Origin of the sequence: Acinetobacter sp. NIPH 542 (assembly GCF_000369825.1) — a bacterium.
Lineage (GTDB): Bacteria > Pseudomonadota > Gammaproteobacteria > Pseudomonadales > Moraxellaceae > Acinetobacter > Acinetobacter oleivorans.
The window spans coordinates 959069-971368 of sequence record NZ_KB850206.1; the positions used below are offsets into that span (position 1 = coordinate 959069).

Consider the following 12300-nt stretch of genomic DNA (forward strand, 5'->3'; position numbering starts at 1 on the left):
CGGGGTTGTATTGCTTTTAAACTTTACGTTTATCAAGTTGCTGGGCTAATGCATCGCCAGTTGCTTGTACTAACATGACTAAAACAATCAGCACAAAAATGACAGCCAACATAATTTGCATATCAAAACGTTGATAACCATATCTATATGCGATGTCTCCTAGACCACCTGCACCAATAGCACCAGCAATCGCAGAGGAGTTAATCATAGTCACAATAGTCACGGTAAAGCCTGCCACAATACCCGGCAAAGCCTCTGGTAAAAGCACATGCCAAATAATTTGTTTACGGTTACAACCCATGGCTTGTGCAGCTTCAATTAAACCTTGATCGACTTCGCGTAAGCTGACTTCTGCAATACGAGCAAAGAAGGGAATGGCAGCAATCGTTAAGGGAACAACAGCTGCCCAAACGCCATAACTTGTACCCACAATCCAGCGAGTAAGCGGAATAAGCGCAACCATTAAAATTAGAAAGGGTACAGAACGAGTAATGTTGATAACCCAACCTAAAGCCTGATTAATTTTTTGTGACGGATGAATGCCGTGCTCAGAAGTGCTGACTAAAACAACAGCAATCGGTAAGCCAATTAAAAAAGCAATAAATGCAGATGCACCTACCATGAGTAAGGTATCTACGGTTCCAGAAATTAATAAATCAATGAGCTGGTCGTGCATAGCCAAGTACCTCAAATTGTGCAATTGCAGTTGATGCGTCTTGTCGTATAGATGAAAGATCAATTTCTACGTTGGGAATACCGACTAAAAGAGAACCAATAATGTGCCCTTGAATGGTATCGACCTGACTTTGATATAAATTGACGGGTGCTTTAAATCTAGCAAGTAGCTCTTGTATATCCGGAACCTGATGCGCTTCAGCCTCATATTTCAGTTTTACAATAATATGAGTCGAATCTTCATCGGGGAGTGGAGTAATTTTAAAAGGCAGAGTGATCTGCTCAAGGTTCAACAGTTCCTGAGTAATTTGTTGCTCTGGTCGTGAAAATACGGACCAAACTTGCCCAGCCTCTACAATTTCACCTTGGTCAATCACAACGACCTGATCACAAATTTCTCTAATGACCTGCATTTCGTGAGTAATTAATACAATAGTAAGACCCAGCTCCTGATTAATCTTTTTAAGTAAAGCCAAAATAGTGGCGGTACTTTCTGGGTCAAGTGCTGAGGTTGCTTCATCACACAGTAAAATTTCTGGGTGGTGAACAAGTGCACGTGCAATACCGACACGTTGCTTTTGTCCGCCTGAAAGTTGTGATGGATAATGACCAGACTTATCTGCAAGGCCTACTAGTGCTAGAACTTCATTTACACGTTGATCGATATCTGCTTTGTTGTAATTGGAAACTTTTAAGGGCAATGCCACATTTTCCCAGACCGTTTTTGCAGACATCAAATTGAAATGTTGAAAAATCATTCCAATGCGTTGGCGAGTTTGAATAAGCTCGGCATGACTCAATTCAGCAATGTTTTGTTGATGAATATGAATACTACCTGTATTTACTTGTTCTAAGCCATTTAACGTGCGGAGTAGGGAAGATTTTCCTGCACCACTTTTACCAATAATGCCTAAAATCTTACCTTGAGGAATATCAAGGTTAATCTCTTTTAAAGCATGCAGTTTTTGACCCTGCGATTGGTAAAACTTATTTAAACCACGAATTTTGATATGGGGTAGAGAAAAATCAACTTGTGATCCAAAACTCACCATCGTCATTCTCCTTATTTCCAGCCTTGAAACCACATACCTTGGCCAAAGTCTTTATCCAGAATATCTTGTGCTTGTTTTGAGTTCTGGAATGCTTTAACAAAGGTTGCAAGTTTTTGGTTTTTATCTTGGTAATCGCGTCGAGTCACAAACAAAATTGCATATTTTTTATCGATTGGATCTAAAAATAATGCGCTATGTGGGTCGGTTACCTTTGCCATTTTTAAGTAGTGAGGGAAGCCGAAAATTAAATCGACATCGTTATATGCATGTGCGGTTTGAGGACCTTCAACTTCAATAAAGCTCAGCTGTTTAGGATTAGTAATAATGTCTTGAGTGGTTGAAAGTTCATTATTAATGTCTTTAAGCTGAATTAAACCTGCACGGTGCAATAAAATTAAAGCGCGAGCTAAATTGACGGGATCGTTTGGAATAGCAACACGTGCATTTGAAGGTAAGTCTTTAAGTGATTTATATTTTTTTGAATATAAACCCACATGACTTCCTGAGCCCACGGCAAATGCATGTAAGTCATAACCCGTTTCTTTTACAGCATTACGTAGAAATACGCTTTGCTGGAAAAAGTTTGCATCAATATCACCGTTTTGTACGGCAACATTTGGTGCTCGCCAGTCAGAAAATTCAACGAGTTTGACATGAACGCCTTGTTTTTCTACTTCATTGGCAACACTTTGTAATAACTCAGCATACGGTGGACTAATGCCAATCGTTAAAACATCATCGGCTTGTTTATTTTTAATATAACGGTAACCGACGAGGCCCAGAACTACGATAATTATCGTAATTCCGAGTAACCAAGGCTTATGCTGTTTGAACTGAATCGCCATAATCTTTCCGTTATTACTTCCAGCCAGGGAACCAAAGTTTTGGCCCAATCTCAGCATCTAACACAGCTTTAACTTTTGGCGAGTTTTGATAGATCTCAACAAATTTCTTCAATTTGTCGCCCTTGTCCTGATAGTCGTCACGTACTACAAACAAAATTGCATAACGTTTATTGGTATTGTCATCAAGTAAAAGAGCACTATCAGGGTCAGCTGTTTTTGCTAAGCGCAAGTAGTGTGGATAGCCAAAAGCCAAGTCAACATCATCAATTGCACGAGCAGTTTGGGGGCCTTCAACTTCGATGAATTGCAAATTTTTAGGGTTTGAAACAACATCTTTAAGTGCAGATAAATGGTTGTTTGAGTCTTTAAGCGTAATTAATTTAGCTTGCTGTAAAAGTAGTAGGGCACGACCTTGATTCACTGGATCATTTGGAATGACTACACGTGCGTTTTGTGGCAATTCATCAAGGCTTTTATATTTCTTTGAATAAAGTCCCACATGTGATGCTGCACCTACTGCAAATGCCTTTAATTTAAAGCCAGTTTCTTTAATTGCATTGTCTAAGAACGGTTGGTGCTGGAAAAAGTTCGCATCAATATCCCCATGATTTAAGGTAATGTTTGGTGTGTTCCAGTCAGAAAACTCAACCAGTTTCACATTTAAACCTTGTTGCTTTGCTTCATCGGCAGCAGCTTGTAAAGTTTTTGCAAATGGTGGACTAATACCAATCACAAGTTCATTTGAGCCACTTTGACGGTGTTTATTCCAAAAGAATAAAGCAACAAAAAGGACTACAACGACTAAGCCTACGCCTAGCCATTTTTTAGAGGCTGTTTGAGCCATGTCTATCTCCAAATTTAAGCGGTTATTTCTTCAATTGTTGTTAGGTTTTTGCTGTTGTTATAGGGACTACATCGGAACGCTTGAACAGGGTGTTGTTTTGGTAATTGATCACCCCGATTAAAGATTTTGTTCCGTAGTGAACCCGTTTTATATGCAGTTTTATAGCGACCACGTTGTTGTAGCTCAGGAATAACCAAGCGAATAAAGTCGTGGTGAGACTCAGGTGCAACTGTACGTGTCAAATTAAAGCCATCAATATCTGTTTCATCTAAAAGATGAATTAAGTATTCAGCAACTTCTTCGCCACTACCCACGATGAGGGGATAACGACCACCTAAAACATGCTGAGCTTTTAAGTCATTTTTCGTGATTTGTTGCTCTTTGAATTTTTCGGTAATCGAAACAATACTGTTACTTTTTTGGTAAGGAATCGCTTCATCGTCGGCAAATTTACTTAAGTCGATACCAGTTGAACTCGCATAATGCGCGAGGCCAGCTTCAGGACTTGCATACTGACGATATTCATTAAGTTTCTGTACAGCCAGATCATGTGTTTCGGCAACAACAACGGTTATACCGACAAAGACTTTAACGTCATCCGCTGAACGGCCTTGCTGTTCGGCAAGAGCACGAATCTTTTTTACTTGTTCGTGTATTTTTTCGGGTTTGTCGCCGCCAATAAATACACACTCAGCATGACGAGTAGCAAACTGCATACCTTTGGGTGAAGCACCTGCTTGAAACAGTGTCGGGGTGCGTTGCACAGAAGGAGACACCTGAAACACACCTTCACTTTGGTAATATTTCCCGTGGTGGTGAATGGTGTGAACTTTAGATGGATCTGTAAAAACACGCTGTACTTTATCTTTTTTAACGGCGTCGTTTTCCCATGAACCTTCCCAATATTTATAGCAGAGCTCTAAAAATTCTTCGGCTTGTTCATAGCGAGCATCGTGGTCTTTTAAACCTTTTTGACCAATCAACCGTTCCGCACTATCTAGATAACCTGTCACGATATTCCAGCCAATACGACCTTGAGTTAAATGGTCGAGACTCGCAAAGCGGCGTGCAAATTGATACGGATGCTCATAGCTTAAGTTCACAGTGACCCCAAAACTTAAGTTTTGAGTGACTGCTGCCATAGCAGAAATGAGTGTAGATGGATCATGGCTCGGGAGTTGAATGGACTCTTTTAAAGTCAGATCAATACCGTTTTGATAGACGTCATACACACCTGTAATATCTGCAATAAACAAACCATCAAATAAACCACTTTCTAGAGTTTTGGCTTGTTCTGTCCAATAGCTCAGTTCATTAAAGCGGTATGATTCATCACGTGGATGTGTCCATAAACCATGATTAATATGCCCAACACAGTTCATATCAAAAGCATTTAATAAAATTTCTTTCGCCTTAAAGTCTGTCATTACAATGTCCCCCGACGAGGTGGTAGAACACCGTTAAGAACATAGTTCCCAATAAAGTAATATTTCCATCGTGCAGCATCATGTAAGGTATGTACGCGTGCATTTCGCCAAAAACGATCTAGTCCATCTTGCGACTGACTACCACGGCTTCCTGCAAGTTCAATCAGCTTAGAAGATGCTTTGAGTGCGATATCGCTACTATGAGCACGCACTTTGGCCACATCAATTGAAGCTTTGGCAATGCTTTCAGGTGTGGTTTCAATTTTTGCGGCATCAATTGATTGAGCAGCTTGTTTTAATAACACTTCACTTGCTCGTACATCGACAGCAATGCGTCCTAGCTCATAAATCGTTAAAGGATCTTGGTTTGCAGTTTCTACATTTGAATCAATCCATGGACGGGCTTGATGCACTCTTTGCAAGCTTTCTTCAAAGGCTCCACGTGCAATGCCTACCTCAATTGATGCATGCATAATTTGGGCAAAAGGGCCCACTAAGGTTGGTTGTAAAAATGCAGTATCAAAAGGAATAACATCATCTGCATCGACAAAAACCTGATCGAATTTAACCGTTCCGCTGCCTGTGGTTTTCTGCCCAAAGCCAGACCAGTCATCAACAAGTTTTAATCCTTGTGAACCACTTTTTACAAAGGCTAAATACTCTCGACCTGCATCATCTAAAACTAAGGTTGGAATACGGTGAGCAAATAAACTTCCTGTGCAGTAAAATTTTTCACCTTGAATGAGATATCCATTTTCGTGAGGACGGATATTGGTTTGTTTATGAGTTGAAGTTTTGGTTTTAAACTCGGCAAGGGCATTACCAAATCGAGTACCATTTAACACTTCGCTATATAAACGTTGCTTTTGGGCTTCTGTGCCCGTATTGCGCAATACTTCTAAAGCGTAAAAATGGTTTTGTGGAATTTGTCCGATTGAACCATCTGCACCGCTTAAAAGCGCAATCACTTTAGCAACTGTATGGCTTGAAACTTCGGCACCGCCATATTGCTTAGGTACTGTAATTGCCCAAAGACCAGATTGGCTCAAAGCATCAATTTCGGTATACGGTAAAATTCGCTTAGAGTCTCGCTCAACTGCGGTTTTTTTAAATTGCTCAGCAAATTGTTTGGCAATTTCTAATGCTTCAGCATCATTTTGAATAATGTGCGCTTGGCCAGATGCCGAGGTTTGTTTTGTTTGAACCGATTGATATGAAGTCATGACAATTTCTCCTTAAATCCAGGCATGGCGGGCAGGGAAATGACCATTAAGGTAATAATTGCCAATGGCATGTAATTTCCAACGAACAGGGTCGTGTAAGGTATGTACACGGGCATTTCGCCAATGTTGATCTAAATTGTGTTGGCTTAAGCTTGAACGGCTGCCGCCTAGTTCCAGCAATTTTTCAGAGATTTGTAGAGCAGCATCATTGGCATAGACTTTTGCTTCTGCGACCAAAATTGAAGCTTTAGCTACTTGTTCATCAGTCACAGTTTGAAGTTGGTCAAGTTCATCTAAATATTCAGCAGCTTCATCAAGCAGTAAAATTGCAGCATCGAGCAAAATATTTAACTTACCTACTTCTTGCAGGGTGTAATGTTCAAAGCTGGCTTTTTCAACATTTGCATCAATAATTGGACGTGCTTTATGAATAGTCGATAAAGTATCGTCAAAAGCGGCTTCTGCAATCCCCACATCAATGGCAACTTGTAATAACTGAGAATAAGCACCACGATAAGTAGGGGCTTTAGTTAATAGGCGTTCATCAAAAATGAGTTCTGGATTAACTTCAACGTGATTTAATTTAACTGTACCACTCGCTGTAGTACGCTGACCAAATCCATTCCAGTCATTAATGACTTCAATACCTTGAGCTTCTCGATTCACAATGACTAAAACTACATGACCTTCAGGATGAACCGCTTTAATTGCGAGCCAATGCGCAAAACTTGTACCTGTGGAATAAAACTTTTCGCCGTTTAAAATATATTTGCCGTTTTCAATGGTAAGTGTAGTTTTTAAAGTTTTTGAGTCATGTGTATTACGTTCTGGTCCACCGTTAGCAAGACGTTTGCCTGCCAATATTTCTGAAAAGATAAATTGTTTTTGTTGTTCTGTGCCCATAATTTCGATCAGGTTTAAAAGGCTAATCTGATTTTGTGGAATCTGACCAACGTTCGCATCACCTTTACTTAAAATACGGAAAACTTGAGCTAGTGTTTTATTGGAAACAAAAGCTCCGCCATATTTTTTCGAAATTCGAATTCCGCCTAAGCCTTTTTGGCTAAAGCTTTCGATTTGCTCATGCGGTAATAAGCGTTGTTGATCACGTGTATTACGACCCTCTAAAGCATAATCAGCCACTTGATAAGCAGCATTAATGGCTTGTTGATCATTTTGAATGATTTGGACGTATGCCGTCGTTTTAGATAGAGAATTAGACATAATGACACCTTTATTGCTGTCATTACCTTACAAAAGAAATATTTTTCCACTAAACGAGGACTTATGCTCAGCTTATGAAATAAAGTGCAAAGCATTTTTTTTGATTTTTAATGGAGAAATACAGATATTAAAAGTATTTATAAATCAATAAATTATCTTTTTTATGCGAAAAATTGATAATAGAAATAGTTTTAATATGAAAAAGAGCAATAAGTACGGTAAAAAAAGATATAAAAAAAGATATAAAAAAAGATATAAAAAAAGATATAAAAAAAGATATAAAAAAATAGACCTAACTGTCAGAAAAAAATGAGCACAATATCCATTGTTTTAAATAAAAATAGCTTCTAAAGTATCTACTTACCATCGACCATTTTTGTACAAATAGTCAAATAAAAATAAACGTGGAGATTTTATGCGGGTTTTGTATCAGTTTCCTTTGTCCCATTATTGTGAAAAAGCTCGCTGGTTGTTAGACCATAAAGAACTTGATTATGTGGCTCATAACTTAATTCCAGGGTTTCATCGTGCTTTTGCACAACTCAAAACAGGCCAAAATTTATTGCCAATTTTGAAAGATGACCATCAATGGATTGCTGAATCAACCAAGATTGCACTTTATCTGGATGATACCTACCCAGAACACGCGCTTTTGCGTCGTGATGAGCAACTTAGACAACAAACTCTTAAAATTGATAGTTTAGCTGATGAGCTTGGTATACATGTACGCCGTTGGGCTCTAGCTCATACGTTGGCGCAAGGAGACCATGCTTTAGAAATTATGATGGGTGAACAAGGCTATTTACGTCAGTTTGAAAAAATATCGAAACCTTTTCTCAAAACACTCGTAAAGAAGAACTATAAACTTGAAGAGGAGTTGGTGGGTCAGTCCAAAGAGCAAATGGACAAACTCATAAATGAATTAAACCTCTATCTCATAGAAAATCAAGCGCGCTACATGGTGGGTGATCGCTTAAGTCTTGCTGATATTTCTGTGTGTTCAATGCTTGCACCATTGTTAGAGGTGAAGGGTACGCCATGGGAGCGTGAAGAAGCAGAAGAAGTTTCTGAGGAATGGAGCAACTATCAAAAATATTTGCTTGATTTACCTCTAGGCCAATATGTTTTAAGAATATATCAAACCGAAAGAAACGCACGCGTAGATTGGCGAGGAATTTAAACTTTATAAAAAGCCCTGATTTTTCTCAGGGCTTTTTTGTAATATTTCTAAGTTCAGTCATTAACTTAAATATTACTATCAATTTTCTAAATGATTTTTATTAAACCATTTGCATATATTATTTTACTCCTGCAACTTCTTTATTTAGCTCATTATTCAAACTTATTCTAAATACTTAATAATTTTAATTTTTATAATTTTTTGCAAAATCCAATTTTTCTAAAAACAGTTTTTAGCTGAAGTTAAGCCACTTTATTGTGCATGTGTTTACATTGTAATCAATAATTGCCACATTTAAGTGTAAATAGATGAGCTTAATAATAGACAGAAGATTAAAACATAGATTAAAGTAGAAACATGTTAGCAGTTTTAAAGGTATTAACTCTGCAAAACAGACTGAATAAAATAAGTGAAGCAAATGGATGTGTCCTACTTGGAAAAGTTGGCGCGATAATTGCAATTTAATAATAAATCACTCTATTGCTCTATATGAATGATTCTATAGATAAATAGAGAGAATGATCATCAAGGAGTTCTTATGAAACGTTCTGCAACCTCTCTCATTATTTCAACATTTATGCTTTGTACGGTTGGTGCTACTTCTCAAATTCAGGCAGCAGATACATTAGCTAAAATTAAAAGCAGCGGAAAAATCGTTATTGGCCACCGAGAATCTTCTGACCCAATTTCATATGTTGTTGCAGGTAAACCAGTAGGTTATGCAGTCGATATCTGTAACCAGTTTGCAAATGACATTAAAAAAGAATTGAAAATGCCTGGGCTAAAAGTTGAATACAAGGCAGTAACTTCATCAACACGTATTCCTGAACTTTTAGCAGGCAATATCGATATGGAATGTGGTACGACCACAAACTCTAAGCAACGGCAAGAACAAGTGGGTTTCTCAACTAACTATTATGCAACAGAAGTACGTATGGCAGTTAAAGCCAACTCTGGCATTAAGAGTTTGGCAGATTTAAACGGCAAGGCGGTTGTAACAACTCAAGGCACAACATCTGATAAATACATTAAGATGAATGAAAAGGGTCAGTCAATTAATGTCCAAAATATTTATGGTAAAGATCATGCAGACTCTTTTGCCATGATGGCATCTGGCCGTGCTGCCGCATTTGTAATGGATGATAATATTTTAGCTGGTTTGGTTGCCAAGTCTTCTACACCTAAGGCATTTGCAATTGTAGGGCCAGTACTTTCATCTGAACCTTACGGTATTATGCTTGCTAAAGATGATCCAAAATTTAAAGCGATTGCAGACCGTACTGTAAATAATTTATGGAAAACTGGTCAAATGGACGCTTTATATAAGAAGTGGTTCTTATCGCCAATTCCACCAAAAAATACAAATTTGAACATGCCACAAAGTTCATCTTATAAAAAACTAAAAGCTCACCCAACAGATGCAGGGATCTAACAAGATCTTTTTGTCCTAAATTTACTTAAGCAAGTGAGACTCACTTGCTTAAGCGGTCTATTTTCCTAAAGATATTCATTTAAGGGGCAAACATGTCAGTCGGCTCGCTAAACTGGACTATATTCTGTGCGGAGTCTAATGAATATGGTGTCGATAAAGCCGCATGGGCAGAATCAGTCTGTAGAGCAATTGGTAGTACAAGCTACAATGCTCATGCTGAAGCGCCCACATGGTTACAAATGTTAGGTTCAGGCGTCTTTACTATGGTTTGGACAGCTGTTATAGCCTTTCTTATCGCATTTTTATTAGGTTCTCTCCTAGGGGTAATTCGTACATTACCTAACAAACCTCTCGCATTTATTGGCAATTGTTACGTTGAAATCTTCCGTAATATTCCACTTATTGTACAGCTATTCTTCTGGGCATTTGTTTTTCCGGAGTTTTTACCGGACAGCTTAAGTGCAGGTAGTGGGGACGTTGTTGCAGGTGGATGGTGGAAAAATATTTTAAATCAGCAACCTGCAGTTATTGGTGTTTTTGCATTAGGTCTTTACACTGCTGCACGTGTATCTGAACACATACGTGCCGGTATTAATACTGTTTCTCGTGGACAAAAGTTTGCAGCTTCTGCAATGGGTTTTACCACTGCACAAAGCTATCGTTATGTTATTTTACCTGTTGCATATCGTACAGTGTGGCCAACGATTACTTCTGAAGCAATGAACGTTTTCAAGAACTCGGCAGTTCTATATGCTTTGAGTGTTTTGAACTTCTTCGCTTATACAAAAACCATGCGGGAAGAAACTTCTCAGGACATCATTATTCTTATTCTCTCTACACCTGTTTATTTAATTATTACTTATAGTATTAAATTTATCATGGCATGGATTGAGAAACGAATGGCTGTGCCTGGCTTAGGCTCAGGAGGGAAGTAATTATGGATTTTTCTTTATTACATAACCCTGACGTGATCGCGGCACTCAAAGAAGGTTTCATTTTTACCCTGACCGTGACTGTATTGGCAATGATGGGCGGTATCCTAATCGGAACCCCATTGGCAATGATGCGTTTATCAAACAATGCCATCGCAAGTAATTTCGCAAAATTTTATGTCGATCTGTTTCGTGGTATTCCACTGATTCAGGTGATCTTTATTTTCTATTTTTTGTTGCCGAAAATATTTGAGTTTCAATCTGATACGTATTGGGGACCATTGTTTTCAAGTGTTGTGACTTTTGCTATTTTTGAAGCTGCATTTTTCTCGGAAATTGTACGTTCCGGAATTCAGTCTATTTCAAGAGGTCAGGTCAATGCAGGCTATGCGCTAGGTTTTACCTATGGTCAATCAATGCGCTACGTGGTTTTACCTCAAGCCTTTCGTAACATGCTCCCAGTATTGTTAACTCAAACAATTATTTTATTTCAGGATATCTCATTAGTTTATGTGATTAGTGCACCAGACTTTTTAGGTCGTGCAGATACATTGGCTAATACATATGGTCCTGAAACCAAAGCAACATTCTATTTAATCGTCGCTGTAGTTTACTTCTGTAGTTCGTTTGTGCTGTCGCAATTAGTCAAACGCTTACAGCAAAAAATTGCCATCATTCGCTAATTGGAGATTTTAAATGCCAATGATAGACATCCAACATATCTCTAAATGGTATGGTGATTTTCAGGTTTTAACAGATTGCACGACGAGTATTGAAAAAGGTGATGTCGTTGTTGTTTGCGGACCGTCTGGTTCAGGAAAATCAACACTCATTAAAACAGTAAATGCGTTAGAACCATTTCAACAAGGCGATATTATTGTTGATGGAGTTTCTCTGAAAGATCCAAAAACGGATCTTGCTAAATTCCGTTCACGAGTGGGAATGGTGTTCCAGCATTTTGAACTTTTCCCGCACATGACTGTTTTAGAAAATCTAACCATTGCTCAAGTTAAAGTGTTAAAGCGTTCAGTTGCCGATGCTCGTGAAAAAGGGCTGAAATATTTAGAGCGTGTAGGTTTACTTGCGCACAAAGATAAGTTTCCGGGCCAATTGTCTGGTGGTCAGCAGCAACGTGTAGCGATTGCTCGTGGCTTGTCCATGGACCCAATCTGTATGTTGTTTGATGAACCAACTTCTGCACTTGACCCAGAAATGGTCGGGGAAGTACTTGAAGTGATGGTGCAACTTGCACATGAAGGCATGACCATGATGTGCGTTACACATGAAATGGGTTTTGCTAAAAGAGTATCTAACCGTCTAATTTTTATGGATGAAGGTAAGATTTTAGAAGACTGTCCAACGCATGAATTCTTTGATAATTTAGATGCTCGCCACGAGCGCGCGAAGCTTTTCTTAGAAAAAATTCAAGCCATGCATTAATACCATTAATAAAAAAAGAGCCTTTT

General features: G+C 38.5%; 12 protein-coding genes. 5 read left to right on the top strand and 7 right to left on the bottom strand.

Annotation, left to right across the window (positions count from 1 at the left end; all coding sequences use genetic code 11):
* Positions 1-16: 16 nt before the first annotated feature.
* The 7 genes from F886_RS10030 to F886_RS10060 are packed head-to-tail and all read right to left on the bottom strand — an operon-like array spanning position 17 to position 7290.
* The gene (locus F886_RS10030) at positions 17-676 is read right to left on the bottom strand and encodes a methionine ABC transporter permease (RefSeq protein ID WP_005304519.1); all 660 of its coding nucleotides are present in this window, start codon (positions 674-676) and stop codon (positions 17-19) included.
* On the bottom strand, positions 657-1733 hold the full coding sequence (locus F886_RS10035; RefSeq protein ID WP_081402147.1) for a methionine ABC transporter ATP-binding protein: 1077 nt from the start codon (positions 1731-1733) through the stop codon (positions 657-659). The genes F886_RS10030 and F886_RS10035 overlap by 20 nt, the downstream gene beginning before the upstream one ends.
* 5 nt (positions 1734-1738) lie before the next feature.
* Positions 1739-2572, bottom strand: coding sequence for a MetQ/NlpA family ABC transporter substrate-binding protein (locus tag F886_RS10040; RefSeq protein ID WP_005304524.1), 834 nt, complete (start codon positions 2570-2572; stop codon positions 1739-1741).
* A 13-nt stretch (positions 2573-2585) separates the two neighbouring features.
* Positions 2586-3416, bottom strand: coding sequence for a MetQ/NlpA family ABC transporter substrate-binding protein (locus F886_RS10045; RefSeq protein WP_005304526.1), 831 nt, complete (start codon positions 3414-3416; stop codon positions 2586-2588).
* A 14-nt stretch (positions 3417-3430) separates the two neighbouring features.
* Positions 3431-4843 carry an LLM class flavin-dependent oxidoreductase gene (locus F886_RS10050; RefSeq protein ID WP_005304530.1) on the bottom strand — a complete coding sequence of 471 codons (1413 nt, stop codon included), beginning with the start codon at positions 4841-4843 and terminating at the stop codon, positions 3431-3433.
* A complete protein-coding gene (locus tag F886_RS10055; protein ID WP_005304533.1) occupies positions 4843-6066 on the bottom strand; it encodes an SfnB family sulfur acquisition oxidoreductase in 1224 nt (407 codons plus the stop codon). The genes F886_RS10050 and F886_RS10055 overlap by 1 nt, the downstream gene beginning before the upstream one ends.
* A 12-nt stretch (positions 6067-6078) precedes the next feature.
* Complete coding sequence (locus tag F886_RS10060; protein WP_005304535.1) at positions 6079-7290, bottom strand: SfnB family sulfur acquisition oxidoreductase; 1212 nt, start codon at positions 7288-7290, stop codon at positions 6079-6081.
* A gap of 415 nt (positions 7291-7705) precedes the next feature.
* On the opposite strand from F886_RS10060, the gene F886_RS10065 reads away from it, so the two are divergent.
* The 5 genes from F886_RS10065 to F886_RS10085 all read left to right on the top strand — a co-directional run bounded on the left by F886_RS10065 (position 7706) and on the right by F886_RS10085 (position 12274).
* A complete protein-coding gene (locus tag F886_RS10065; protein WP_005304538.1) occupies positions 7706-8470 on the top strand; it encodes a glutathione S-transferase family protein in 765 nt (254 codons plus the stop codon).
* Positions 8471-9008: 538 nt separating this feature from the next.
* A complete protein-coding gene (locus F886_RS10070) occupies positions 9009-9902 on the top strand; it encodes an amino acid ABC transporter substrate-binding protein (RefSeq protein ID WP_005304540.1) in 894 nt (297 codons plus the stop codon).
* Positions 9903-9994: 92 nt separating this feature from the next.
* On the top strand, positions 9995-10837 hold the full coding sequence (locus tag F886_RS10075) for an amino acid ABC transporter permease (RefSeq protein ID WP_005304542.1): 843 nt from the start codon (positions 9995-9997) through the stop codon (positions 10835-10837).
* A 2-nt stretch (positions 10838-10839) separates the two neighbouring features.
* A complete protein-coding gene (locus F886_RS10080; RefSeq protein ID WP_005304545.1) occupies positions 10840-11517 on the top strand; it encodes an amino acid ABC transporter permease in 678 nt (225 codons plus the stop codon).
* 13 nt (positions 11518-11530) lie between these two features.
* Positions 11531-12274 carry an amino acid ABC transporter ATP-binding protein gene (locus F886_RS10085; protein ID WP_004792844.1) on the top strand — a complete coding sequence of 248 codons (744 nt, stop codon included), beginning with the start codon at positions 11531-11533 and terminating at the stop codon, positions 12272-12274.
* Positions 12275-12300: the final 26 nt, after the last annotated feature.